The organism is Xanthomonas sp. WHRI 8393 (assembly GCF_040203315.1).
GTDB classification, from domain to species: domain Bacteria; phylum Pseudomonadota; class Gammaproteobacteria; order Xanthomonadales; family Xanthomonadaceae; genus Xanthomonas; species Xanthomonas arboricola.
On record NZ_JBEGGL010000003.1, the window covers coordinates 373,349 to 395,768 of the forward strand.

The 22,420-nt window shown below is 66.0% G+C and carries 28 protein-coding genes; 11 read left to right on the forward strand and 17 right to left on the reverse strand.

All coding sequences use genetic code 11. The features are described from left to right. Positions 1 to 150: 150 nt before the first annotated feature. From ABQ137_RS11995 to ABQ137_RS12070, 16 genes are all read right to left on the reverse strand, one after another. The gene (locus tag ABQ137_RS11995) at positions 151 to 774 is read right to left on the reverse strand and encodes a hypothetical protein (RefSeq protein WP_223293132.1); all 624 of its coding nucleotides are present in this window, start codon (positions 772 to 774) and stop codon (positions 151 to 153) included. Between the two features lie 608 nt (positions 775 to 1,382). Next, complete coding sequence (locus ABQ137_RS12000; protein ID WP_054591483.1) at positions 1,383 to 2,069, reverse strand: glycoside hydrolase domain-containing protein; 687 nt, start codon at positions 2,067 to 2,069, stop codon at positions 1,383 to 1,385. Positions 2,070 to 2,242: 173 nt separating this feature from the next. Then, the gene (locus tag ABQ137_RS12005; RefSeq protein ID WP_349782622.1) at positions 2,243 to 2,737 is read right to left on the reverse strand and encodes a hypothetical protein; all 495 of its coding nucleotides are present in this window, start codon (positions 2,735 to 2,737) and stop codon (positions 2,243 to 2,245) included. A 122-nt stretch (positions 2,738 to 2,859) separates the two neighbouring features. Next, complete coding sequence (locus tag ABQ137_RS12010) at positions 2,860 to 3,930, reverse strand: hypothetical protein (RefSeq protein WP_349782624.1); 1,071 nt, start codon at positions 3,928 to 3,930, stop codon at positions 2,860 to 2,862. Between the two features lie 19 nt (positions 3,931 to 3,949). Further along, positions 3,950 to 4,297 (reverse strand): hypothetical protein, encoded by a 348-nt coding sequence (locus tag ABQ137_RS12015; RefSeq protein WP_054591492.1) that lies wholly within the window; start codon positions 4,295 to 4,297, stop codon positions 3,950 to 3,952. An 80-nt stretch (positions 4,298 to 4,377) separates the two neighbouring features. Then, positions 4,378 to 5,040, reverse strand: coding sequence for a RebB family R body protein (locus ABQ137_RS12020; RefSeq protein ID WP_349782626.1), 663 nt, complete (start codon positions 5,038 to 5,040; stop codon positions 4,378 to 4,380). Beyond that, positions 5,037 to 5,282: a RebB family R body protein gene (locus tag ABQ137_RS12025; protein ID WP_349782628.1), complete on the reverse strand. Its 246-nt coding sequence runs from the start codon at positions 5,280 to 5,282 to the stop codon at positions 5,037 to 5,039. Before ABQ137_RS12025 ends, ABQ137_RS12020 begins: the two co-directional genes overlap by 4 nt. A 23-nt stretch (positions 5,283 to 5,305) precedes the next feature. Continuing rightward, positions 5,306 to 5,641 carry a hypothetical protein gene (locus ABQ137_RS12030; RefSeq protein ID WP_102585034.1) on the reverse strand — a complete coding sequence of 112 codons (336 nt, stop codon included), beginning with the start codon at positions 5,639 to 5,641 and terminating at the stop codon, positions 5,306 to 5,308. Positions 5,642 to 5,747: 106 nt separating this feature from the next. Next, on the reverse strand, positions 5,748 to 6,026 hold the full coding sequence (locus ABQ137_RS12035) for a RebB family R body protein (RefSeq protein WP_022973268.1): 279 nt from the start codon (positions 6,024 to 6,026) through the stop codon (positions 5,748 to 5,750). 52 nt (positions 6,027 to 6,078) lie between these two features. Further along, positions 6,079 to 6,345, reverse strand: coding sequence for a RebB family R body protein (locus ABQ137_RS12040; protein ID WP_054591479.1), 267 nt, complete (start codon positions 6,343 to 6,345; stop codon positions 6,079 to 6,081). 30 nt (positions 6,346 to 6,375) lie between these two features. Continuing rightward, positions 6,376 to 6,645: a RebB family R body protein gene (locus tag ABQ137_RS12045; protein WP_024938705.1), complete on the reverse strand. Its 270-nt coding sequence runs from the start codon at positions 6,643 to 6,645 to the stop codon at positions 6,376 to 6,378. 35 nt (positions 6,646 to 6,680) lie between these two features. Beyond that, positions 6,681 to 6,968: a RebB family R body protein gene (locus ABQ137_RS12050; RefSeq protein WP_024938706.1), complete on the reverse strand. Its 288-nt coding sequence runs from the start codon at positions 6,966 to 6,968 to the stop codon at positions 6,681 to 6,683. Between the two features lie 792 nt (positions 6,969 to 7,760). Continuing rightward, positions 7,761 to 8,825, reverse strand: a complete 1,065-nt coding sequence (hemE, locus tag ABQ137_RS12055; protein ID WP_154832403.1) for a uroporphyrinogen decarboxylase — start codon at positions 8,823 to 8,825, stop codon at positions 7,761 to 7,763. A gap of 13 nt (positions 8,826 to 8,838) precedes the next feature. Further along, positions 8,839 to 9,090, reverse strand: coding sequence for a WGR domain-containing protein (locus ABQ137_RS12060; RefSeq protein ID WP_006449079.1), 252 nt, complete (start codon positions 9,088 to 9,090; stop codon positions 8,839 to 8,841). Between the two features lie 189 nt (positions 9,091 to 9,279). After that, on the reverse strand, positions 9,280 to 10,392 hold the full coding sequence (aroB, locus tag ABQ137_RS12065; RefSeq protein WP_349782631.1) for a 3-dehydroquinate synthase: 1,113 nt from the start codon (positions 10,390 to 10,392) through the stop codon (positions 9,280 to 9,282). Next, on the reverse strand, positions 10,389 to 10,931 hold the full coding sequence (locus ABQ137_RS12070) for a shikimate kinase (protein WP_005995037.1): 543 nt from the start codon (positions 10,929 to 10,931) through the stop codon (positions 10,389 to 10,391). The genes aroB and ABQ137_RS12070 overlap by 4 nt, the downstream gene beginning before the upstream one ends. A 344-nt stretch (positions 10,932 to 11,275) precedes the next feature. On the opposite strand from ABQ137_RS12070, the gene pdxH reads away from it, so the two are divergent. The 9 genes from pdxH to ABQ137_RS12115 all read left to right on the forward strand — a co-directional run bounded on the left by pdxH (position 11,276) and on the right by ABQ137_RS12115 (position 17,639). After that, positions 11,276 to 11,875 carry a pyridoxamine 5'-phosphate oxidase gene (pdxH, locus tag ABQ137_RS12075; protein WP_005995039.1) on the forward strand — a complete coding sequence of 200 codons (600 nt, stop codon included), beginning with the start codon at positions 11,276 to 11,278 and terminating at the stop codon, positions 11,873 to 11,875. Then, positions 11,872 to 12,327 carry an aminoglycoside 6'-N-acetyltransferase gene (aac(6'), locus tag ABQ137_RS12080; RefSeq protein ID WP_005995042.1) on the forward strand — a complete coding sequence of 152 codons (456 nt, stop codon included), beginning with the start codon at positions 11,872 to 11,874 and terminating at the stop codon, positions 12,325 to 12,327. The genes pdxH and aac(6') overlap by 4 nt, the downstream gene beginning before the upstream one ends. 132 nt (positions 12,328 to 12,459) lie before the next feature. Then, positions 12,460 to 12,876, forward strand: a complete 417-nt coding sequence (locus tag ABQ137_RS12085) for a YjfI family protein (RefSeq protein WP_005995044.1) — start codon at positions 12,460 to 12,462, stop codon at positions 12,874 to 12,876. Between the two features lie 12 nt (positions 12,877 to 12,888). Further along, positions 12,889 to 13,659 carry a PspA/IM30 family protein gene (locus ABQ137_RS12090; RefSeq protein WP_024938711.1) on the forward strand — a complete coding sequence of 257 codons (771 nt, stop codon included), beginning with the start codon at positions 12,889 to 12,891 and terminating at the stop codon, positions 13,657 to 13,659. Between the two features lie 25 nt (positions 13,660 to 13,684). Continuing rightward, complete coding sequence (locus tag ABQ137_RS12095; RefSeq protein ID WP_065032600.1) at positions 13,685 to 14,767, forward strand: potassium channel family protein; 1,083 nt, start codon at positions 13,685 to 13,687, stop codon at positions 14,765 to 14,767. After that, on the forward strand, positions 14,764 to 15,441 hold the full coding sequence (locus ABQ137_RS12100) for a YjfK family protein (RefSeq protein WP_349782633.1): 678 nt from the start codon (positions 14,764 to 14,766) through the stop codon (positions 15,439 to 15,441). Before ABQ137_RS12095 ends, ABQ137_RS12100 begins: the two co-directional genes overlap by 4 nt. A 37-nt stretch (positions 15,442 to 15,478) precedes the next feature. Next, the gene (locus tag ABQ137_RS12105; RefSeq protein ID WP_005995053.1) at positions 15,479 to 15,883 is read left to right on the forward strand and encodes a DUF350 domain-containing protein; all 405 of its coding nucleotides are present in this window, start codon (positions 15,479 to 15,481) and stop codon (positions 15,881 to 15,883) included. Between the two features lie 12 nt (positions 15,884 to 15,895). After that, positions 15,896 to 16,471 (forward strand): DUF1190 domain-containing protein, encoded by a 576-nt coding sequence (locus tag ABQ137_RS12110; RefSeq protein WP_016904951.1) that lies wholly within the window; start codon positions 15,896 to 15,898, stop codon positions 16,469 to 16,471. Between the two features lies 1 nt (position 16,472). Further along, the gene (locus ABQ137_RS12115; protein WP_349782636.1) at positions 16,473 to 17,639 is read left to right on the forward strand and encodes a glutathionylspermidine synthase family protein; all 1,167 of its coding nucleotides are present in this window, start codon (positions 16,473 to 16,475) and stop codon (positions 17,637 to 17,639) included. 567 nt (positions 17,640 to 18,206) lie between these two features. Here ABQ137_RS12115 and ABQ137_RS12120 read toward each other — a convergent pair. Next, the gene (locus ABQ137_RS12120) at positions 18,207 to 19,577 is read right to left on the reverse strand and encodes an MFS transporter (protein WP_349782638.1); all 1,371 of its coding nucleotides are present in this window, start codon (positions 19,575 to 19,577) and stop codon (positions 18,207 to 18,209) included. Between the two features lie 100 nt (positions 19,578 to 19,677). On the opposite strand from ABQ137_RS12120, the gene soxR reads away from it, so the two are divergent. Beyond that, positions 19,678 to 20,124: a redox-sensitive transcriptional activator SoxR gene (gene soxR / locus ABQ137_RS12125; protein ID WP_065032607.1), complete on the forward strand. Its 447-nt coding sequence runs from the start codon at positions 19,678 to 19,680 to the stop codon at positions 20,122 to 20,124. 201 nt (positions 20,125 to 20,325) lie between these two features. Then, positions 20,326 to 22,317 carry a M1 family metallopeptidase gene (locus ABQ137_RS12130; RefSeq protein ID WP_349782640.1) on the forward strand — a complete coding sequence of 664 codons (1,992 nt, stop codon included), beginning with the start codon at positions 20,326 to 20,328 and terminating at the stop codon, positions 22,315 to 22,317. Positions 22,318 to 22,420 lie beyond the last annotated feature (103 nt).

Here is a 22,420-nt window from a genome sequence, read left to right on the forward strand (position 1 = left end):
TACGGTGGTATGAGGGTGGACTCTTGATGCATTCGCGGAGTGAAATGTGGCTTTTGCTGCTAAACTTTCGCTGTAGTCGAGTTGCGTGATTATTCAATGCACTGCTGTTGACCGGGGTTGTGATTGCGGCGGGCGTGTCATGTGGTGGATTTATATAAATCCACCCATGATGTTTTGCATCAAATGGCCTTGAAGCGAGTCGCGTACTTTTGTCAGTTGGATGACATAGGAGGAATAGTCGTTCTCCGACTCGAGAAGGTAGTTGATGAGCAGCGTGAGAGAGGCTAGGACGCAATTGAAGCTATTGAATCCGTCACCATTCTTCAGTGCGAAGACATTGATTTCCGGAGCCACAGCACGGAACCATCGCGGGAAATTTCCGGCATCCTCCTCTGTTACAGGTATCTCGAAACTGACGCAGGTCGGGTCGTCAAGCATGGCGCTATCATCTTGCCAGTGGCCTCCACCGCCTTGGCCAAAGAACGCCCATGGATAACCCGACACATTCGGTACCAGTCCCCTGACGAACTGGACCCGCCCGCGAAGACGAGACAGAACGGCCGTATGACCTGTAAATTGCTGTAACAGGGGGGAGCGCGATAATCTTGAGGATCCGATTCCCATGTTTTGCTCGGTCCAAGCGATCAAGGTCGGGTCGGGGTCGACTTCATAGCGCATGTCTGGCCGGTGCCTCCAACGTCCTTGGTGTCGTGAGATGCCTGCGATGCCGACGGAATTGGTTTGTTCTGACATCAAATCAACTATTACTGTCATTTCACATCTCCTTTCGAGGCAGAAGGTGCAGGCCGGCATATGCCGTACCGAGATCGAGCGACCTGATGGCGGAGTTCTCTTGCCGCTGCGGTAATGCGTACTCGTGGGCTGGCTGCTGCAGGCGCTAGGTTTTATGCGGTGAGATCGGCATGATCCCGGTCTGCGGGGATACGCGCATGCACGCTCGATACAGACGTGGGCTCTTGGACAGGGGTGTCGGAGCGTTTTTTAATACCGCCGATTTAGCTATAATTTATTGGGGAAAATCACAGTTATTATTCTTTCCGAGGGCGCTAGCCAATCGTTGCAGGTCCCTTTGGGCGAGGGTTGCTATGGAATATTGATGTGATTCCATGGAGCTAGGTCCGCACCAGGCGTTGATCCGGATTCGGCTTTGGCCTGGTTTCGACGAGTGCGTTGGCGGATTGATTGACGCAGGTGATGCGCTTATCCGGTCGTTTAATGCATTGAATCAGTGCGGGGGAAAGTGGGGTGACGCGTGGTGTCGTCTATCGATGCAGGGAGTGTCGGGTTGGTTGCAAGGGATCTTCATGCATTGCTGGAGTTTATGGGTTCCTGCTTTTTCCCGATGCAGGAAATACGCGCAATCACGCCGAGCTCGGATCGGCTAAACTCGAATAACTGAGGTCAACTTCCAGTCCATCGCACGGCGTACCAGGAAGCGACAGCACCGCATCCTGTTCGTATTGCCAGAGCATGGCCTGGGAATAGCCGCAGCCGGCCGGATCGGAGGGCTGGACGTGCCGGATGTCGCCGGCGTAGAGGTGACGCCCTGCCGTGGAGACCCGCCAGGCCCAGACGCGCGGGGAGGGGCAGGGGCCTATCCGCGACAGCAGTTCCACTGCGCGCGCGTGCGAGCAGTACAGGCCGGGCGAAAAACCATTGCCCAACAGCGCGGCGATCCACATACGGATGTAGTCGATGGCTGCCTGTGGCGGGCTGCCGCCATCTTCCCAGTCGAGATAGACCACCGCGCCATCGGGAAAGCCTTCGGCGCGTGCCAGCGCTGCGGCCTGTGCACCATCGAGGCTGCCCTGCCGGGCGGTGACGTCGTGCGAACCGGGGCCGATCGTCTGCTGACCAAGGTAGACGGGCGCCAGGCCCCAGCCTTGTGCGATCAACGCAGCGCGTTGGCCCATCCAGCCGGTGTCGGCATGGCTTGGCGCCGGTGCCAGGTAGTAGCCGCACCACGCCAGCTCGGCCTGGGTCTTGAGCCAGTCAAGGGCGGGCAATCCGGGGAATTGATCGGTGTCGAAGCCTGTGTAGAAGGTCATGTCGGAATTCCTTCGGATCGGGCGTTGGCTGGGCCGGGGCTAGATGGCCGCGGCAAGTGGGGCTGCGCTGCTGGATCAACGTGGCGGCGGGGAGCCGGCAGACCGGCGCCAATGAGGCCGGACGGGTTCATCGCGAGACCGGCTTCATCGCAACGCCGAAACGCATCGCTCCGTCAGCTGGCTATTCCGTCGTCGGCGTTCGGAGTGGCCGGCGACGTCGCCGCCATTGCCTGCTCGGTCTGCTGCTGCGCGGCGGTCACCGCCGCAGCGGCGGCCTGTTCGGCCTGCTGAAGTGCCTGGTTTGCGCTATCGATCGCCTGGTCATTGCCAGCTGCGGTGGTCGCGGCGGTTGCGGCCTGCATGGCCGCCCGTACTGCCCTATCGCTGGCCGCCATCGCCTGATCGATCTGGGCTTGCGCCGCTTTCAGCGCCGCTTCGATCTGCGAGGATCCTGACGATTGCGCAATGGAGGCTGGTGTCTGGTATGGGGGCGTGGGCTGAGTATAGTCGGACATGCTGGTATCTCCTGAAGTGGACGCGGAATGGAGCGGGGTGACGGCATCGGCACGCGATGGTCGCATCGGCGCGGCGAGTGGTGCGGTTTCGGTTGGGCGCTGCGCTGCAAGCGCGCGCAGCCTCTCACCCAGTGCGTTTTCGGCCTGCGCCATGCCCAGGCGTGCGGCCGCTAGGGCAGCGGCGCGACCTGCATGCACCGCTTCGCGCGCCGCGTCGGCGGCGCTGGTCGCAAGCGGGGCCTGGTCGCCGGCCGCAGCAGGCGGGGGCGGTGTGCTCACTGCGTGACCTCCGCATCCGTGTCTTGCGAGGTGGTGGGTGACGCAGGTGCGGCACCGAAGTCGCGCAGCGAGATGATGCCGCCGTTGACCTGCAGCAGTGCAGCCAGGGCGTCGTTCTGCATGGTGAACACGCAGCTGCTGCCATCCTGGCCCAGCACCCCGCGGCTGGGCCGGTTGGCCGCCAGGAAGGCCTGCGCCGACTGCAGGTAGAGGCGGATCGCATCGCTCGCCGCCTGGTCGTCGCCGTCGCCTCGGTAGCGGGTGTGCTGGACGATCTGCTGGGCCGCCAGCGATAGCCGCGCGAAGCCGATCTGGCGACCGCGTGCCAGCCATTCGGCAACGCTGCGCTCGACCTCGTTGGGCGAAGGCAGCCCCTGCACCTGTGGGCAATCCAGGGTGGTGAACAGCTGCGGCAACAGCGTCTGCAGTGCCGAGGCCGCCGCATGCGCACGTTCGTCCACAGCTGTGATCGTGGAAGTGCAGGCCAGATAGAAGCGGTAGTAATCGCAGAATTCCAGCGGCGTGCGCGCCTGCTCGATGGCGAATGCTGCTGCCTCCTGCTGCAGTGCTGGCGTGACGTCGGCTGGCGGCGCTTCGGCGGCCAGTTGGCGTAGCGCCAGGCTTTCTTCAAGGTCCAGCGACTGGAACACGCCGGCGCCATCGACCTTCAACTGGGTCAGCAGGCTGCGGCCTGCGGCCAGGTCGCTTGCGGTGTACAGGGCGTTGTCGCGAAAGATGCGCTGCAGCTGCGCCTTGACCACCGAGCCGGTGTCGCCTGCTTCGGCCTGCGCCAGCGTGCCAAGGTCGGTCAGACTCAAGGTCATCAGCTTGACCGGGCTGACCTTCAGCTCCAGCTGCGGCAACAAGGCCAGGCGCGAGCCGTGCAGGCCTTGCTGCACTTCGTCGAGCAGGCTGCTCTCGTCGGGAAAATCGTAGCGCACACCGGGCGATTGGATCGCCCATGCCAGCCACTGGGTGCCTCCATCGATGAAGGCCAGGCACTGCCTGCCCAGCGTCGAGAGCATCGTCGGCATCGAGATCAGGCGGCCTGCGATTGAAACGGACATTGCATGACTCCTTGTGAGTTTAACCAGCGGGGAAATTCTTCAGCACCAGCCCGGCCGCCGAACCGATCCTGGCGAAGTCGTCGGTGGCGCCCTGCATCAGCTCCTGCGCCTTGCTAAGTGCAGTGACGTACTTGTCATCGCCGGTGGCCAGGTACTGCGCCATCGCGACGCCAACGGCCGTGGTGGCGATCGTGGAGACATTGCGCAACGCGTCGGTGGCGTCCTGCACCGCAATGGCAGTGGACTGCGCCACCGATTGGTAGGCTTTGCCGGCTCCGCTGGTCAGCACGACCTGCGGGCTCATGGTCGCCAGCTGCACCTGGTTGATGACATCGATGACCTGCGCATTGACCTTTGTCGGTTCCATCTTGATTCCCATGGAATGATCGGCCGCCTTTCAATGAGGCCTAGTGGTAGGGGGGGGCTGACCTCATCTCTGCGGACGCCCTATGACTGAGCAGGCGGCGCAGGTGCAGGTGCAGGGATAGATGCAGATGCAGGTGCAACAGGAGCAGCAGATGCAGATGCAGCAACGACAGGGGGTGTGCCTGTAGCTGCAGCTGCGGGTGAAGTTGCGGCTGCAGCAGCAGGAGCATCAGAAGTGGCAGCATCATCGGGGCCGGCACCGGAGGCGGGGGGAGTAGCGGGCAGGGGCGGCGGTACGCTCAGCGCATGCACTTCCAAGAGGTCGGCGGTTGCGGTCGCGGCATCTGCCGAGGCGCCTTGCGCTTGCGTTTTCAGCACGTCGACGGCCACCTTGGCTTCCGCCGCTGCGGCGGCGATGAGCGCTGCAGGCGGGGGCGGTACGGGGGGCGGGCCGGGCAACGGCGCGACCATCGGTGGTGGTCCGGGTGGTGCAGGCGGTGGTGGCGGCGCAACCGGGAACGGTGCCGAGATCATCTTGGCGCAGGCGGCGGTGATCGCTGCTGCATTGATCATGCCGGCGCCTTGCTGCCGGTTGACGGCGTTGTGCATCGCCATGCCCAGCGTCTCCAGCATCACGGCATCGAGCATGCCGAGCGCCTGTGCGGGCGCCTGACCGGTGGTCAGCGTCACGATGCTGCTCACCGAATCGACGACCTGGCTGTTCACGCTACTGTCGTCGATCATGACGAAGTCGCTCCCTTCTGGATGATTAAGGCAAGGATTTGAGTAAGGGCTGCATCGGCAAGCACCTGTCCGCGCTGCTGGTTGGCGACTGCGTTTTCCATTGCGAGGGCGATGGAATCCGACAGCGCCAGATAGGTCGCCCCCATCGCGAGGGCCGGCGCCTGGCCGATCGCCATCGCCGCACCTGTAGCGGCGGTACCGATCAGGTTGGCGACGCTTGCAGCCTGCGCGCTTGGCTCCATGACGGGGCACTGGCATCAGTGTCCTAGGCCAACGACGGCCTGCGCTGTTCAACGCCAGCCGACGCCGAGAACAGCACGGTGTTCTGTGGTTCGTGTCTGCACGCGTACTGCAAGGCCACGCCATCGGGCACGCGTTCCAGGAATGCAAAATTGCCCTGCGGCACGTTGATCACGCTGTCCAGCTTCCGGCGATAGACCAACGGCTGCGCTCCGGGAATCACAGGCAGGATGCCGTCGAACTCGACGTTGATCACCGCCTTTTGATGCGGCGCGAATGTCGCCACGATGGTGCGGCCCCGGATCAGTCTGACGACAACATCCAGGGTGTTGGACGTAGGGATATGACGTAGTTGCAGCATGAGGCGTCCTTTCTCGATTCGGCCAGCGAACTGCGTGGTGGTTGCAAAGGCTTCGCGTATCGAACCAGGCGCCGCTCTCGCTGTGACAGCGGCGCCTGGCTGCCGATTACCGGAGACCGGCGCTCAGGATTTCCCGGGTGGCGACGCCATCGGACGCGGTATCGATCGAATACAGCGTGGACACGCCCTGGGTCGTCGACGCCTGCATCGTCACGTAGGACTGCTGCTGGTTGTTGGTGGCGTTGTGGGCGGCATTGGACAGCGCCTGGCTGGTGGCAACAAACAGGTTGCCCATTGCAATCGCCGGCGCATCGCCGAGGACCTTGGTGTTGACCTGGGAAACGGAATCGGTGATCTGGCTGTTGACGGCGGTCGGAAAGGCCATGGTGATAGCTCCTTGAGGTAGGGAAACAACGAAGACGCTGCGGCGTTAGCGGTTAGCCGAGGATCTTCCTGGTGGCGGCACCCGTGGTGCCGGTATCGAGCGAATACAGCAGCGAAACGCCCATCGTGGTTGCTGCCTGTGCGGTGACATACATCTGCTGTTGCGCGAGGGTTGCGTTGTGGGCCGCGTTGGCCAGCGCCTGCGCGGTGGCCTGGTACAGATTGCCCATGGCTGCGGCTGGAGCGCTTCCCAATACCTGCAGATTGGCCTGGGTAACCGAGTCGGTGATCTGGTCGTTGACGGCGGTGGGAAATGCCATTGGCGAATGTCCTTGGCGTTAGCCGGGCCGTCAGACGCCCAGGATCTGCTTGCTGACGACGCCGGTGGTGGCGGTGTCGATGGAGTACAGCGTCGCCACGCCCATCGTGGTAGCCGACTGCGCAGTGACGTAGCTCTGCTGCTGCGCGTTGGTGGCGTTGTGGGCGGCATTGGCCAGCGCTTGCGCGGTTGCCTGATACAGATTGCCCATCGCGATCGCCGGTGCGTCGCCCAGGACCTTGGTATTTACCTGGGTGACGGAATCGGTGATCTGATTATTGACTGCGGTCGGAAATGCCATTGCTTGCTCCTTATGTGCCAGAAATCACGGTCGGCTTAGCCCAGGCCCTTTATGCCGGTGCTCAGAACCTGCTTGGTCGCAACCCCGGTGGTGGCGGTGTCGATGGAATAGAGGGTGGCCACGCCCATGGTGGTGGCCGACTGCGCAGTGACATAACTCTGCTGCTGCGCATTGGTCGCGTTATGGGCGGCATTGGCCAGTGCCTGCGCGGTGGCCTGGTACAGATTGCCCATGGCGATGGCGGGGGCATCGCCCAGCACCTTGGTATTGGCTTGTGTGACGGAGTCGGTGATCTGGTCGTTGACGGCGGTTGGAAATGCCATGCGTTTCTCCCTGTTCTCGAATGAGTGGAGCGTTTGAACAAACGTGACGATGTCGAGGTTCGGCAGGCGGCCTGCCTGTCCGGAGATGTGTTTCAGTGGCACCGCATCACCGTGGAGAAACAGTAAATCTCCTTGCTCCGGGAAAATTGGTTTAAACGACGGCAATGCCGGGCTTATCGACGTGAAGCCGATCCGCTTTAGGGCGGCATGCGATGTAATGACGCGTTTTGGAACCGCGTGCGGGGAATGTCGTGGTGAATCGCAAAGGGAGTAACAGAAGGACCATGCAGAACAGGCGAGCACAGGCTGCTGCTGACGCAAGGCAGCAAAGCTCGCGTCCGCTTGGCGACTCTCTGCGGCAAGTCAATGGCCGGCCGGTACGCTGTCGGTGCCCTGCGAAACCGGAGCCCACGCGCATCGATGATTGACCGCGTTGCGGCTGAGCTCGGCGCGCATCACGTCGCAGTGACGTCGGCAGGGCGCTCACTGCGCACATCACTGGAGTGGCGAGATCATGTTCAACGGAACGAGGCGGGAGGGCCGTGTTTGGAGCGGATGCAGACGTGATCCGGGTGACGGCATGGAGGCTGGTCTTGCTATCGCTGAAGACTGCCTTCGTCACTGTGCCGCGTGCCTGGCGCGGCCTGGCAGCATCCCATACGTATCGGCGGTGCTGCCGATCTATTGCTGATGCAGCCACCGCCCGTCATCACGCTCAGCGTGCACTCCCCGGGCGCGCGCGCTGAGCGGCGGTCGACAGCACACCGGTGCGCTGTCGACCCATGCCTTGGATTACCGCTTGCTCAGCGTCTGCACCGCTTCCACCAGCACGCCCACATGGTCGGGATTCATGTCGGGCGACATGCCATGGCCGAGGTTGAAGACATGGCCTTCGCGCGAGCCGCCGTTGCCCTGGGCGTAGCTGTCCAGGGTCTTGCCGACCTCGGCGCGGATCGCGTCGGGCGAGCCGTACAGGGTGGCCGGGTCCAGGTTGCCTTGCAGCGCGACGCGGCCGCCGGCGCGCTGGGCGGCGTCGGCCAGCGCGATGGTCCAGTCCACGCCTACCGCTTCGGCGCCGCTGGCGGCCAGCTCGCTCACGTAGGCCCCGTTGCCCTTGCCGAACAACACCAGCGGGGTACGCTCGGCGCCGTCGCCGCGTTCCAGCTCGCGCGCGATACGGGTGAGGTAGGGTAGCGAGAATTCGCGGTACATCGCCGGCGACAACACGCCGCCCCAGGTGTCGAACACCTGCAACGCCTGTGCACCGGCCGCGCGTTGCGCGGACAGGTAGGCGATCACCGCATCGGTGACGGTGCCGAGCAGGTGATGCAGCACCTCCGGCGCGTTGAAGGCCATGGCCTTGATGCGCGCGTATTCCTTGCTGCCGCCGCCTTCGATCATGTAGCAGGCCAGTGTCCACGGGCTGCCGGAGAAGCCGATCAGCGGCACCGCGCCATCCAGCTCACGGCGGATCAGGCGCACCGCATCCATCACGTAACGCAGCTCGGTCTCCATGTCCGGCACGCCCAGCCGATGGATCGCGGCGGCATCGCGCACCGGGTGGCGGAACTTGGGGCCTTCGCCTTCGACGAAATACAGCTCCAGGCCCATCGCATCGGGAATGGTCAGGATGTCGGAGAACAGGATCGCCGCGTCCAGCGGAAAGCGTTGCAGCGGCTGCAGCGTCACTTCGCAGGCGATTTCGGGATTCTTGGCCATGCCGAGGAAGCTGCCGGCGCGCGCGCGGGTGGCGCGGTATTCCGGCAGATAGCGGCCGGCCTGGCGCATCAGCCACACGGGGGTGCGGTCCACAGGCTGACGGTTCAGTGCGCGCAGCAGGCGATCGTTCTTGAGCATGGGAGGTGTGTCCTCAGCGCGGCGCGTCGGCGCCGCCGGTGATGAGTTGGAAGCCGCGTTTGAGGTGGGTGTCGCGCGCCTTGTCGAAGGCCCGGTCCGCTTCGTCCTGCAGCAGGTATTGGTCGCGTCGCAACTGCGAGCGTCCACCGATCTCGCCGCTTTCGCGCAGCAGCTCCCAGCCGCCGAACAGATCCGGTTGCAGGGTCAGCTGGACGTAGCGGAGCGGCGCGTTGCCGCCAGGATCGTGTTGCAAGTGGATGCGCATGGCGCCGATTGTAGCCGGGCGGTGCTGAAGGCTGGGGGCAATGGGCGCGCCGGGTTGCTCCGCTTGCGAAGGCAGCGTTGGCAAGCAGGGATGGCGTAGGAGCGCACCTGGGCGCGACGGGGATTTACCGGCAAGCCCTGTCGCGCCCGGGGGCGCTCCTACGAATGTGCCGGAGACAAGCGGCGTTGCTCAGCCCGCCAGGATCTCCAGCACTGCCGCCTCGTCGACATCGGGTACCACCTCGGCCTTGCCGATGCCGCGCCACAACACCAGCCGCAGGCGGCCGGCGATGTTCTTCTTGTCCAGTCGCATGCGCCCCAGCAGGGCCTGCGGGGACAGGCCGGGCGGAATGTCGGTGGGCAGGTCGAAGTCATGCAGCAGCGCGCGCAGCGCGTCGGTGTCCTGCGCATCGCTCATGCCCAGCGCGGCCGACAGCCGCGCGGCCAGCACCATGCCCACCGCGACCGCTTCGCCATGGTTGAGGTTGTCGTTGCCGGGCGCGCCGTAGCCCTGTTCGGTCTCGATCGCATGGCCGAAGGTGTGGCCCAGGTTGAGCAGCGCACGCTCGCCCTTTTCCAGTGGGTCGCGCGCGACGATGTCGGCCTTGTGCTCGCAGCTGCGCGCTATCGCCTGCGCCAGCGCGTCGGCGTCGCGCTCCAGCAGCGCGCGGCGTTCGGCATGCAGCCACTGGAAGAACAGCGGGTCGCGGATGGCGCCGTACTTGATCACCTCGGCCAGCCCGGCGCGCAGCTCGCGCGCGGGCAGGGTGTGCAAGGTGTCGGTATCGGCGATCACCGCGCGTGGCGGACGGAACGCGCCGACCAGGTTCTTGCCCTGCGGGATGTCCACCGCGGTCTTGCCGCCGACCGAGGAGTCCACCATCGCCAGCAGGCTGGTGGGCAGTTGCACGCAGTCCACCCCGCGCATCCAGCACGCCGCCGCGAATCCGGCCAGGTCGCCGACCACGCCGCCGCCGAGTGCGAACACGCAGGCGTCGCGGGTGGCGCCCAGCTCGGCCAATGCCGTGATCGCGGCGCCGAAATTGTCCAGCGTCTTGGAGGCTTCGCCGGCGGCGATCACCAGCTCGCCCAGTTGCAGGTCCGGGCGCGCCTGCAGCAGCGCCTTGCGCACGCCGGCGGCATACTGCGGGGCCACCTGCGAGTCGCTGAGCAGCAATACGTGGCGGCCGCGCACATGGCTGGCCAGGCGCGCGCCATCGGCCAGCAGGCCGGGCGCAATGGTGATGGTGTACGGCTGCGCACCGTCGACATCGACGCTGCGCGAGGAACGGGGAAGTGTCATGCGGGGGGACTCGACATGCGCCATTGCGCGGCCAGGCGCAGCACCAGCTGCGCGGTGGCCTCGGCGGGGGAGAAGTGATCGGTTTCCAGACTGAGGTCGGCGACCTCCTGGTACAGCGGGGTGCGTTGCGCGGCCATCGCATGCAGCACCTGCTCGCGGTCGGCGCGTTGCAACAGCGGCCGGTTGCGGTCGCGCGCCAGCCGGGTGAGCTGGGCCGGCACGCTGACGTGCAGGTACACCACAAAGCCGCGCGCGCGGATGCGCTGGCGGTTGAGCGGATCCAGCACCGCGCCACCGCCGGTGGAAATCAGCTTGTTGTCCTGCTCCAGCAGCGTCTGCAGGGTCTGGACCTCGTGCTGCCGGAACCGCGCTTCGCCGTGCTGTTCGAAAATGGCCGGGATGCTGCTGCCGACCTGCTCGACGATGGCCTGGTCCACGTCGACGAACTCCAGCCCGAAGCGCTCGGCCAGACGGCGGCCGATGCAGCTTTTTCCGGCGCCCATCGGGCCGACCATCACGAGATTGGAAGCGGGGTTCATGCGCAGGGATCGTAGCATTCGGGCCCGCGCATCGGGCCGATCGGCATGGACTGAAACCATTCCGGCGCGGCGACCGCCGGCTGCGCGCAGCAGCATCGACACCCACGCTGCGCGGACAACGGCTGGGACGACCGCTGAAGATGGAGTGGCTGCACGCAACCCGTGGCGAGTGCTTGGCAGCCAGCGTCAGTGACGCGAAGACGCCGAAGAGCATGCGCGCGACCTGCTTTTCAGGCATCAGCCGCAGGTCCTGGCAGCGGCGCAGGCCTGTCGACCGCTGCGCATAGGCGAAGCAGGCCCGATGCGCCCACAATAGGCGTCAATCTTGCTGCCCTCGCACCGTCATGACCGATCTGTACGCAGAAGCCCTTGCCACCTTTACCGCGCTGTACGCCGAGGCGCAGGCCGGCGCCGAACTCGAAGCCAGCGCAATGACCGTGGCCACTGCTAACGTGGACGGCCGGCCGAGCGCGCGCACCGTGCTGCTCAAGGCCTTCGATGCGCGCGGGTTCGTGTTCTATACCCACCTGGACAGCGCGAAGGGCCGCGACCTGCAGACCCATCCGCAGGCCGCCCTGCTGTTCCTGTGGCGTAGCCTGCGCGAGGCCGGCATCCAGGTGCGCATCGAGGGCGGCGTGCAACTGGTCGGCGCGGAGGAATCGGATGCCTACTTCGCCTCGCGCCCGCGCATGAGCCAGATCGGCGCCTGGGCCTCGCTGCAGTCGCAGACGCTGGGCTCGCGTGAGGAGTTCGACGCGGCCATCGCCAAGGTCGAAGCCACCTTCGAAGGCCGCGCGGTGCCGCGCCCGGAGGGCTGGGGCGGGTTCCGGGTGGTGCCGCAGGCATTCGAGTTCTGGTACGGCGCCAAGTTCCGCCTGCACGAGCGCTGGCGTTACGAGGCCGATGCGGCCAGCCACTGGAGCAAGCGGATGCTGTATCCGTGAGCACACAGGCCGGCTGGCGGGTGCGCGCGGCGGTGGGCGCAGATGCGCAGGCCTTGCTGGCCCTGCGCCTGGCATTGTGGCCCGATGCCGACGATGGCCTCGCCGAGCTGCAGGCCGCGCTGGCGCAGGCAGACGCCAGCCACCTGCTGGCGGTGGACGACGCGGATGCGGCGCTGGGGTTTGCCGAGGTGTCGGTGCGCCACGACTACGTCAATGGCACCGAGAGCACGCCGGTGGGCTTTCTGGAAGGCTGGTATGTGAGTCCGGCCTGGCGCGGCCGCGGGCTCGGTCGCGCGCTGGTGGCCGCGGCAGTGGCGTGGACGCGGGAGCAGGGCTGCGCGGAGCTGGCCTCCGATGCGCGGCTGGACGACAGCGGCGCCCAGGCGGCGCATGCGGCATGCGGCTTCGAGCCAACTGAACGGGTGGTCTACTACCGCCTGCAGCTGGCCTGACCGGCTGACTTCTGGCCCTTTCTGCCGGTCGCGGACAGTCTGTAGTATGTCCGCCCATTGCACGGCCGCTGCTGCATCACCGCAGCGGCAACTGCATCACCACCGCTGCATGACCAAAGGACAGGACATCGTATGACGCAGTACACCACTGTCGAATTGCACGGCCTGCTGGCCGAGCGCTACCGCGACCAGCCGATCGAGGTCGAGCTGATCGACGGGCTGGAGCCGGCCATCAACCTCACCCTGGCCGACCACGGCGACATGCAGATCCAGGTCGCCGCCTCCGGCTCGCAGGTGTTCGTTTCCACCCTGCTGGCCAATGCCGACCAGGTCAGCGACCGCGCGGCGTTCAACGACGCCTGCCTGCGCCTCAACCCGCTCAATCCTCTGTCCAACCTGGGCCTGGTGCAGGTCGACGGCAAGGATAGTTATGTGGTCTTCGGCGAACTGTCGGCGTCGTCCACGCTCGACCAGATTGACGAGGAAATCCAGACCCTGGCGGCCAATACGCTGGATGCCGCCGAATCTCTCAAGCCGTTCTTTTCCTAAAGGCGTGTTGTCATGAGTATCTTTTCAAAGCTGATCACGCTGCTGCGTGGCACTGCACACGAAACCGGCCAGAAGGCGGTCGACGCCAACGCGCTGCGCATCCTGGACCAGGAAATGCGCGATGCCGGCGCCCAGCTCACGCGCTCGCGCGAGGAGCTGACCAAGCTGATGGCGCAGAGCAAGCTCGCCCAGCAGAAGATCGACGCGCGCGCCGGCAAGATGGCCGAATACACGCGTTATATCGAAGGTGCGCTGGCCAAGAACGACGAGGCACTGGCGCACGACGTGGCGGTCAAGCTGGCGGCGCTGGAAAGCGAGGACGCCGGCGACAAGGCCTCCAAGAGCTCGCTGGACCAGTCGGTGGTGACGCTTAAGGCCACCATCCAGAAGACCGAGAACCAGCTGCGCGGCATGCGCCAGCAGATCGACACCGTCAAGGCCACCGATGCGGTGCAGAAGGCGCAGGCGGCGATTGCCGCGCGCCATTCCGGTGCCAGCAGCAAGATGGGCTCGGCACTGGAATCGCTGGAGCGGATCAAGGCGCGTCAGGCCGAGACCTCCGCACGCATCGAATCGGCCGAAGAGCTGGAGGCAGCCAGTGGCGACGGCGATCTGAATCGGCGTCTGGCTGCGGCCGGCCTGATGGAAGGCGAGTCCAACGCCGCCGCAGTGCTGGCACGCTTCAAGAAGCCGGCCCAGCTCGGCCACGATACCGCCGGCGGCAGCGCGCCGCTGATCGGCCAGGTGCGCGACGTGCAGCAGGTTCCGCGCAGCGACAGCTGATCCGCCGCACGGCACAGGACGCGCCATGATCATCGTCGGAAAGCTGTTGCGGATAGTGCGGCGCCACGTGCGCCGCGTCAGCTGGGGCATGGTGGCGCTGGCATTGCTGGCGCACATGGGGCTGAGCTGGGTGTTGCTGCTGCTGGCCGGCGAGCAAAAGCTCGTTGGCCTGGACGCGTTTCCGTACTACTACATGACCACCGCCACCACCATCGGCTACGGCGACCTGTCGCCGGGTTCGGTGGCCGGGCGCTATATCGCCGCGTTCGTGCTGATGCCGGGCGCGGTGGCGCTGTTCGCCACGGTGCTGGCCAAGACCAGCGGCGTGCTCATCACCTTCTGGAGGCGCCACCACATGGGCAAGATGGCTTACGCCGATCTGCGCGGGCACACCATCCTGATCGGCTGGCAGGGCGCCGCGTCCACACGCTTGCTGGAACTACTGCTGTCCGATACCGCTACCGACGACGAAGGCGTGGTGCTGATCGCCGAGGGCGTGGCCGAGAACCCGATGCCCGACCATATGCGCTTCATCGCCGCCGAGTCGTACACGCATACCGAGGTCTACCTGCGTGCCGGCATCGCCGGTGCGGCGCGGGTGATCGTCAACCCGCCCTCGGACGACCAGACCCTGGCGGCGGTGTTCGCGCTGATGGCGCATGCGCCGCGTGCGCACGTCGTGGCGCACTTCGACTCGGGCAGCGCCGCGCGGCTGGTCAATTGCCACTATCCGGCGATCGAATGCACGCGGCCGATGACCGCCGAGATCCTGGCCCGCGCGGCGCAGGATCCGGGCAGCGCGGCGATCACGGCCGAACTGCTGTCGGTGGACGATGGCCCGACCCAGTTCAGCCTGGCGGTTCCTGCCGATGTCGACCCGCTGGATTACCGCCTGCTGGCCGCCGATTTCGGCCAGCGCGGCGCCCTGTTGCTGGGCCTGCGCGCGCCCGATGGCGCGCTGCGCTTGAACCCGCCCGCACACACCGCGGTGCCGGCCGGTGCCATGCTGTATTACCTGGCCCAACAGCGCGTTCCCGTGCCTGCCATCGCCTGGCAGGCCCTGCGCGCTGAGCCGGTGTCCCGTTCCCCATCGCCACAAGGTGCATGACGATGAGTTTTTTCAGCAAGTTGTTCGGTCAACCACAACCACCGCCGTTGCCCAACTCCGGCACTGGCGCCATCGGTCATGCGCTGCCGCTGGGCTTGCGCGTGGGTGGGCAGCTGGAGATCGATACCACGCTGTACCGCATGGCACCGGAGGCCATGACCGCCGAGTTGCCGGGCGGGCATCAAGGCATTCCGTGCTACGGCCACGTCAATCTGGGCGATGGCTATGCCCTGCATCGTTTCTATCTGGACGACGACGCGTTCCTGCAGGTCACCACGGTTGGCGGCGATCTGGAGGCGATGAAAGCCTTCGTGTATTGCGAGACGGTCAATCCGCCCAGCAAGCAGGCGTTTCAGGAGTTCGTGATGCAGCATCCGCATCTGGGTGCGGCGCAGATCGAGTACGCCGGCAAGCGCTGGCAACGCGCCACGCAGTCCACCGACGATGCCGCGCGCATCCCGCCGATTGCCTACGACGAGGTGCTGTACCGCTATCAGCCGCCGCGCCGCGATGGCGATCTGACCCACTACGCCATGCTCTACAGCCGCGATGTACCGGAGCTGCAGCGCGAGGAATTCCTGCTGGTCACCGGCGAGGATTCCGGCCCCAACGAGTTCTGCGTCACCTATGCGGTCGGCATCGATGTCACCGTCGCCGATCTGGATATCACCTGAGCGTGCGCGCTCGTCCTCCACTTACCCTGGTCCTGTCATGAACCCGATCAACCTGCAGAGTTTTCTCGCGTTTCTTTCCTACTTCGGCACCGGCCTGGGCGTGTTGATCGTGGCGGTGGTACTGGTGACCCTGGTCACCCCGCACAAGGATTTCACCCTGCTGCGGCAGGGCAACGTGGCTGCGGCCACCGCCTTGGCCGGCAACCTGATCGGTGTGGCATTGCCGCTGCATTCGGCCATCACCCATTCGGTGAGCCTGGTCGATGCGCTGATCTGGGGCGCGGTCGCCTGCGGCATCCAGGTCGTTGCGTATCTGCTGGCCAACCTGGTGGCCGGGCGCATCTCGCGGCAGATCACCGACAACGTCACCGCCGCCGGCATCTTTTCGGCCGGCGTGTCGATCGCGGTCGGGCTGATCAATGCCGCGGCGATCACGCCGTAACGGAGCGCAGGCATGAAGCGATCACGCAATCTCAAGCTCACCCTGATGGCCGCATTGCCGGCCGCCCTCGTCACCGGCTGCGGCTCCGAACCGGAAACCGGCGTGGTACTGCAGTCGGCCTCCGACTGCTACCAGATCAAGCAGGAACAGACCGACATCCAGCAATGCCTCAAGGCCTACGACGAGGCGGTGACCAAGCACCAACAGGCCGCGCCGCGCTTCAGTACGCGCTACGAGTGCGACGAGCAGTTCGGCAGTTGCACGGCGGTGCAGACGGCGCAGGGCCAGCAGAGCTGGATCCCGCCGATGGGCGGGTTCCTGCTGGGCTACGCGTTGGGCAACATGACCGGTGGTGGCGGCTACCGCTATGGCGGCTCGATTCCGCTGTACCGCGATTACCGCAGCGGCGGGTACTACAAGCCCAACGGCGATCTGGCCAGCAACCGCGTCGGCACCGTCCGCGGGCGCAGCGGCGCCATCGACATGCCGTCGCGGGCGATCACCGTGTCGCGCTCGGGTTTCGGCTCCAGTGCGGCGGCGCGCAGTTCGTTCGGCAGCGGCGGGCGCAGCTCCGGATACGGCGGCTGACATGCAACGGATCGCAATTGCCGAGCGCCCGGACTGGCGCGAGCAGGCCGAGTCGCTCGGCTTCCATTTCCACACCATCGACGGCGAGCGGTACTGGGACGAAAGCGCGTATTACGCGTTTACGCTGCAGCAGATCGAAGACCACATCGAGGCGCCCACGCAGGAACTGCACGACATGGCGATGCAGTTGGTGGACGAGGTGGTGGGCTCGGAGCAGCTGATGATGCAGCTGGCGATCCCGCCGTTCTACTGGGACTGGATCGCCACCTCATGGAAGAACCGCGACCCGCATCTATACGGCCGCATGGACCTGGCCTATGCCGGCAACGGCCCGGCCAAGTTGTATGAGCTCAACTACGACACGCCGACCTCGCTGTACGAATCGGCATATTTCCAGTGGCTGTGGCTGGAACAGCAGATCGCCGCCGGTGCGCTGCCCAAGGGCACCGATCAGTACAACCTGATCCAGGACCTGCTGTGCGAAACCCTGGGCGCGCTGGCGGTGGATGGCGCGATCGGTGCGCAGATGCATTTCTCCGCGGTGCGCGATTCGCTGGAAGACCGCGCCACGGTGCGCTACCTGCGCGACTGCGCGCATCAGGTGGGCATCAGCACCGAGGAAGTGGCCATCGAAGACATCGGCCTCAGCGCCGATGGCTGGTTTACCGATGAGCAGGACCGGGTGATCCACACGCTGTTCAAGCTGTATCCGCTGGAATTCATGATGGAAGAGCGCTTCGGCCCGGCATTGTGCGCCAACCGCGTGCGCTTGATCGAGCCGGCGTGGAAATCGGTGCTGAGCAACAAGGGCATCCTGCCGCTGTTGTGGGAGCGGCATCAGGGCCATCCCAACCTGCTGCCGGCGCGCTTTGCGCAAGCCGGCGAAGCGCCCACGGCAGGCTGGGTACGCAAGCCGCTGCTGTCGCGCGAGGGCGCCAATATTTCCCTGGTCAGCGCACAGGGCGACGCTGCGCAGACCGATGGCCCGTATGTGGACGGGCCGGCGATCCTGCAGGCGCATCATCCATTGCCGGTGTTCGATGGCCGGCATGCGCTGGTCGGCAGCTGGGTGGTGGCCGATCGTCCGGCCGGGCTGGGCATGCGCGACGACGATGGTCCGATCACCCGCGACACCTCGCGCTTCGTGCCGCACGTGATCGTGAACTGATGCAGCAGCGGGTGAGGCAGCGCCGCTGCAACGCGGCGCTGCCGTGTGGCGTGATCGCCCTTGCATGTGGTCGTGAGTAAAGCGCTGCTTCCGCATGGCCGGGTTGTACGTAACGGCCCGCGCTGTATGAGGCAGCTGTTGCCCCGTATTGCGTGACACATGCTGCAGTGACGCGCAAGCCCTGCGCTGCCTGCCGCGCAGCGCAGGTTTTCCACACCCCCTGTGGATGGAACTTGCACAAGGCTGTGGACAAGTGGGTGCAGGCCCCGGCCTGCAACGCTGTCAAGATGGGTGGCGAAAAAATGACCAGCCGCTCGCGGATACGTTTTTCCGGTCCCGATCGCAGCGATCTCGACAGGATCGGCAAAGTCGGTTGCGCTGTGGGCGATGAGATGTGCCGGGTTTGCGTCATGCCAACGCGACGTGCCGAGCAGGCGGATCCAGCAAATCGTGCAGACCGTACGCGCGCTGCATGCGATGCGGGCGATACACATCGACTGAGCGCGACACGTCAGCCTCGCGATCAGTGTTCTCTTGCTTCGATACACCGCGCACACCGCTCACCCATTACACCCGCCGCGCCACCAACAGGCCCGCCACCGCCAGCAGCCATGCCAGGGCGAACACGCTCAGGTAGGCGGCCGCAGTCGCCGAGGCCAGCAGCGCGGCGAACAAGGCGCCGGCCAGCGCCAGCATGCCGGCCACCGCAATCGCCTCGCTCAACTGCAGCGCCGAACTGTTGGCGCCTTGCTGCGCCGGCGGCGACAGCGACAACGTCAACACCGACAGGCTCGGATACAGCAGGCCCATGCCCAGGCCGGTCAGCGCCCAGCCGGCAATCGCCACCGGCACCGGGATGACCGGCCACACCGCTCCCGCGCTGATCACGATGCCCAGCGACATGAAGCACGCACCGGTCTTGAGCAGGCGTGGGCGCGACCAGCCGGCGCGGCTATGGCCCTGGTACCAGGAGCCACTGAACCAGCCCAGCGCGCCGACGCTCAGCGCCACGCCGGCCAGCAGCGGCGACAGGCCGCGTTCGCGCGACAGCAGCAACGGCAGGAACGCCTCGAAGCCGAAGAAGGCCGCCGCCGCGATGCCGCGCAGCGCGATCACCCTGGGCAGCCCGCGCGCAAGCCGTAGCGTGCCGGCAGGCAACAGCTGCCAGGCGCAGTACCCGGTGAGCGCCAGTGCCGGCAGCATCGCCAGCAACGCGCTCGTGCCGTGCAGCTGCCCGCCCAGATACACGCCGAGCACACCCAAGGCCGCACCCACCGCCCAGCGCAACGCGGAACGCGACGCGCCGGCTGTGTCGCTGGACCAGGTGCGCCCGCGGATCGCCGGCCACAGCATCAGCCCGGCCGGTATCGCCAGCAGCGGCACCGACAGGAACACCCAGCGCCAGCCCACGTGCTGCACGATCAATCCGCTGATGCCCGGCCCGATCAACGACGGCACCACCCAGCCGGCCGAAAACGCAGCAAACACGCGGGGCCGCAAGGCTTCCGGATACAGACGCCCGACGATCACGTACAGCGCCACCGAATACGCGCCGGCCCCCAGGCCCTGCAGCAGGCGGCCGGCAATCAGCACCGGCATGCTCGGCGCCAGCCCTGCCACCAGCAGGCCGATCACGAAGCACAGCAGGCCGTAAGCCAGCGCGCCGCCGGGGCCACGCCGGTCGCTCCAGCGCCCGGCGGCGGTCATGCCGACCACGCTGGTCGCCAGGGTGCCGCCGAACGCCAGCGCATACAGCGGCAAGCCATTCAATTCGCGCGCGACGGTCGGCATGGCGGCGGCCACCGCCAGCGATTCGAAGGCATTGAGCGATACCAGTGCCACCATGCCCAGCGTTGCGGCGCGATACGGCGCGGCCAGGATGGAAGTGGGTTGGGCCGCATTGAGTGGCGTGGCGGGCAGGGCGGTATCGGCGGGCATCGAGCATCCAGAAACTGAAATGTGTAGAGCCATGACCACGGGGCTTGCACCGGTCATGGCCGCGCAGCATCCTGCCTCAACCAAGGTTGAGGTCAAGGCAATGCAGCGTGAGTTGTCCGTGGGCGAGGTGGCCAAGCGCAGTGGCGTGGCGGTGTCGGCTTTGCATTTCTACGAGCGCAAGGGGCTGATCCGCAGCCTGCGCACTGCCGGAAATCAACGCCGCTATGCGCGCGACGTGCTGCGGCGCATCGCCGTGATTCGCGTGGCGCAACGGCTCGGCGTGCCGTTGCAGCAGGTGCTGGATGCGTTCTCGGTGCTGCCGGACCAGCGCACGCCCACGCGTGCGGAATGGGCACGCATGTCGGCACGTTGGCGCGCGCAACTGGATGCGCGCATCGCCGAGCTGCAGGCCCTGCGCGACCAGCTCACCGACTGCATCGGTTGCGGCTGTCTGTCGCTGCGCCGCTGCCGGTTGAGCAACCCGGGCGATGCGCTGGCCGAGGGTGGGGATGGCGCGTTGCGCTTGTCGCGGCTTGCTGCCGACTGAGGTGGCAAGCGCGGGCTAGCCGCCGCCAGGGCAGGGCTGGTGCGATCGGCATCTGCAGATCGCGCGCGGGCCGCGGCCTCTGCGCCCCGGACAGCCTGTCACCGTCGAGAAGTTCGATGCCGCAACCGGGACCAATGGCAGTGCCGTGCCGGGCAAGGGCGACCGTAGGATGGGGATCCCCTCCGCCGCAGGATTTCACGCATGTTCCCCACCTTGCGCCGATCGCTCGCCGTTGCGCTGTCGCTGGCATGCATCACCTCGTCCGCGCATGCCGCGCCCGCCGCCAGTGCCGCCGCGCCGGCAAGCGTCTTCGATCCGCTGGCCTTGTTCGCACCGCTGCAATTGCCCGACGCACCCAACGCCTACCGCAGCGGCAGCGGCGTCCCCGGCCCGCTGTTCTGGCAGAACCGTGCCGACTACAGCCTCAACGCCAGCATCGACCCGGCGACCCACACGCTCACGGGCGAGGCGGCGATCCACTACACCAACCGCAGCCCGGACACGCTGGACGTGCTGTGGCTGCAGCTGGACCAGAACATCTACCGCGCCGATGCGCGCGCTGCCGCCAGCCGGCCGTCGCGCCGCACCCAGTTCACCGACGGCATGCAGATCGCCAGTGTCGAGATCGACGATGGAGGGCGTCGCCAGCCTGCGCATTTCGTCGTCGACGACACCCGCATGCGGGTGGACCTGCCGCAGCCGTTGGCCGGGCAGGGCAAGGCGCTGACCGTGCATGTCCGCTACCGCTACACGATTCCGGGCACCTGGGGCGGGCGCACTGCGGTCAGTGCCAGCAAGCAGGGCGAGATCTACGAGATTGCACAGTGGTATCCGCGCATGGCCGTCTACGACGATCTGCGCGGCTGGGACACGCAGCCGTATCTGGGCTCGGAGTTCTATCTGGAGTACGGCGACTTCGACTACGCGGTGACCGTGCCGGAGGGCTTCCTGGTCGCCGGTTCGGGCGCGCTGACCAATCCGGCCGAGGTGCTCAGCCGCAGCGAGCAGCAACGCCTGCAGCAGGCACGCAGCAGCGATCGTACGGTGCTGATCCGCACGCCCGAGGAAGTAAGCGCGCGCGCTGCCAAACCTGCGGGAAACGCCACGCGCACCTGGCGCTTCCATATGGACAACACCCGCGATGTCGCGTTTGCCGCCTCGCCTGCGTTCGTGTGGGATGCCGCGCGCATCAAGCTGCCGGGCGGCAAGCAGTCGCTGGCGATGTCGGTGTATCCGCTGGAGGGCGTGGGCGCGGACAAGTGGAACCGCTCCACCGAATACGTCAAGGGCGCGATCGAACATTTCTCGCAGTGGTACCCGTATCCGTGGCCGGCCGCGATCAACCTGGGCGGGTACGGTGCGGGCATGGAGTATCCGGGCATCGTCTTCGACGGTTTCGAAGACAGCGGCAAGGAGTTGTTCTGGATCACCGCGCACGAGATCGGACACACCTGGTTCCCGATGATCGTCGGCTCCAACGAGCGCCGCCACGCGTTCATGGACGAAGGCTTCAACACCTTCATCGACGTCTATGCATCCGATGCCTTCAACAAGGGCGAGTACGCGCCCAAGCGCGATTCGGAATATGCGCCCAAGGGCGGCAACCCGGTCGACGAAATCCTGCCGCTGCTGGCCGATGCCGGTGCGCCGACATTGATGGACAACGCCGATTCCACCAGCGAGACCTACCGGCATTCGCTGACCTATTTCAAGGGTGCGTTGGGGTTGGTGCTGTTGCGCGAGCAGATCCTGGGGCCGGAGCGCTTCGACCCGGCCTTCCGCAAGTACATCGCGACCTGGGCCTACAAGCACCCGACGCCGTCGGATTTCTTCCGGCTGATGGAAAGCGAGAGCGGCGAGAATCTGGCCTGGTGGTGGCGCGGCTGGTATCTCAACAACTGGCAGCTGGACATGGGGATCAGCGAGGCCCATTACGTCGATCACGATCCCGCCAAGGGCCTGCAACTCACGCTGCGCAGCCGCCAGAAACTGGTGATGCCGGTCACCGTGCGGGTGGACCTGGCCGACGGCAGCCATCTGGACCGCCGCGTGCCGGTGGAAACCTGGCTGCAGAACACCGCGCCCACGCTGACGCTGCCGACCACGCAGAAAGTGCTGCACGTGACGCTGGATCCGGACCATGCATTGCCCGATGCCCAGCGTGGCGACAACCAGGTCGATACGATCGGCTAGCGGCTGTCGATGCAGGCATCTGCGCTGCAATGGCGTAGATGCTGCGGGCCTTCAGTACACGCGACTTACCGTCACCAACGGCGCAATCGATTGCAGCGATTGC

Bases quoted from the DNA above. Each gene is read 5' to 3' on its own strand.
- ABQ137_RS12035 (WP_022973268.1), bottom strand. From the start codon at position 6,026: ATGGCCTTTCCGACCGCCGTCAACAGCCAGATCACCGATTCCGTTTCC.
- ABQ137_RS12020 (WP_349782626.1), bottom strand. From the start codon at position 5,040: ATGATCGACGACAGTAGCGTGAACAGCCAGGTCGTCGATTCGGTGAGC.
- ABQ137_RS12015 (WP_054591492.1), bottom strand. From the start codon at position 4,297: ATGGAACCGACAAAGGTCAATGCGCAGGTCATCGATGTCATCAACCAG.
- ABQ137_RS12050 (WP_024938706.1), bottom strand. From the start codon at position 6,968: ATGGCATTTCCAACCGCCGTCAACGACCAGATCACCGACTCCGTCACA.
- ABQ137_RS12070 (WP_005995037.1), bottom strand. From the start codon at position 10,931: ATGAACCCCGCTTCCAATCTCGTGATGGTCGGCCCGATGGGCGCCGGA.
- ABQ137_RS12090 (WP_024938711.1), top strand. From the start codon at position 12,889: ATGAGTATCTTTTCAAAGCTGATCACGCTGCTGCGTGGCACTGCACAC.
- ABQ137_RS12130 (WP_349782640.1), top strand. From the start codon at position 20,326: ATGTTCCCCACCTTGCGCCGATCGCTCGCCGTTGCGCTGTCGCTGGCA.
- ABQ137_RS11995 (WP_223293132.1), bottom strand. From the start codon at position 774: ATGACAGTAATAGTTGATTTGATGTCAGAACAAACCAATTCCGTCGGC.
- ABQ137_RS12100 (WP_349782633.1), top strand. From the start codon at position 14,764: ATGACGATGAGTTTTTTCAGCAAGTTGTTCGGTCAACCACAACCACCG.
- ABQ137_RS12030 (WP_102585034.1), bottom strand. From the start codon at position 5,641: ATGCTGCAACTACGTCATATCCCTACGTCCAACACCCTGGATGTTGTC.
- ABQ137_RS12095 (WP_065032600.1), top strand. From the start codon at position 13,685: ATGATCATCGTCGGAAAGCTGTTGCGGATAGTGCGGCGCCACGTGCGC.
- ABQ137_RS12120 (WP_349782638.1), bottom strand. From the start codon at position 19,577: ATGCCCGCCGATACCGCCCTGCCCGCCACGCCACTCAATGCGGCCCAA.
- ABQ137_RS12085 (WP_005995044.1), top strand. From the start codon at position 12,460: ATGACGCAGTACACCACTGTCGAATTGCACGGCCTGCTGGCCGAGCGC.
- ABQ137_RS12025 (WP_349782628.1), bottom strand. From the start codon at position 5,282: ATGGAGCCAAGCGCGCAGGCTGCAAGCGTCGCCAACCTGATCGGTACC.
- ABQ137_RS12105 (WP_005995053.1), top strand. From the start codon at position 15,479: ATGAACCCGATCAACCTGCAGAGTTTTCTCGCGTTTCTTTCCTACTTC.
- ABQ137_RS12115 (WP_349782636.1), top strand. From the start codon at position 16,473: ATGCAACGGATCGCAATTGCCGAGCGCCCGGACTGGCGCGAGCAGGCC.
- soxR (WP_065032607.1), top strand. From the start codon at position 19,678: ATGCAGCGTGAGTTGTCCGTGGGCGAGGTGGCCAAGCGCAGTGGCGTG.
- ABQ137_RS12040 (WP_054591479.1), bottom strand. From the start codon at position 6,345: ATGGCATTTCCCACCGCCGTCAACGACCAGATCACCGACTCGGTTACC.
- ABQ137_RS12005 (WP_349782622.1), bottom strand. From the start codon at position 2,737: ATGGCGCAGGCCGAAAACGCACTGGGTGAGAGGCTGCGCGCGCTTGCA.
- ABQ137_RS12010 (WP_349782624.1), bottom strand. From the start codon at position 3,930: ATGTCCGTTTCAATCGCAGGCCGCCTGATCTCGATGCCGACGATGCTC.
- aroB (WP_349782631.1), bottom strand. From the start codon at position 10,392: ATGACACTTCCCCGTTCCTCGCGCAGCGTCGATGTCGACGGTGCGCAG.
- hemE (WP_154832403.1), bottom strand. From the start codon at position 8,825: ATGCTCAAGAACGATCGCCTGCTGCGCGCACTGAACCGTCAGCCTGTG.
- ABQ137_RS12000 (WP_054591483.1), bottom strand. From the start codon at position 2,069: ATGACCTTCTACACAGGCTTCGACACCGATCAATTCCCCGGATTGCCC.
- ABQ137_RS12110 (WP_016904951.1), top strand. From the start codon at position 15,896: ATGAAGCGATCACGCAATCTCAAGCTCACCCTGATGGCCGCATTGCCG.
- ABQ137_RS12045 (WP_024938705.1), bottom strand. From the start codon at position 6,645: ATGGCATTTCCGACCGCAGTCAATAATCAGATCACCGATTCCGTCACC.
- ABQ137_RS12060 (WP_006449079.1), bottom strand. From the start codon at position 9,090: ATGCGCATCCACTTGCAACACGATCCTGGCGGCAACGCGCCGCTCCGC.
- pdxH (WP_005995039.1), top strand. From the start codon at position 11,276: ATGACCGATCTGTACGCAGAAGCCCTTGCCACCTTTACCGCGCTGTAC.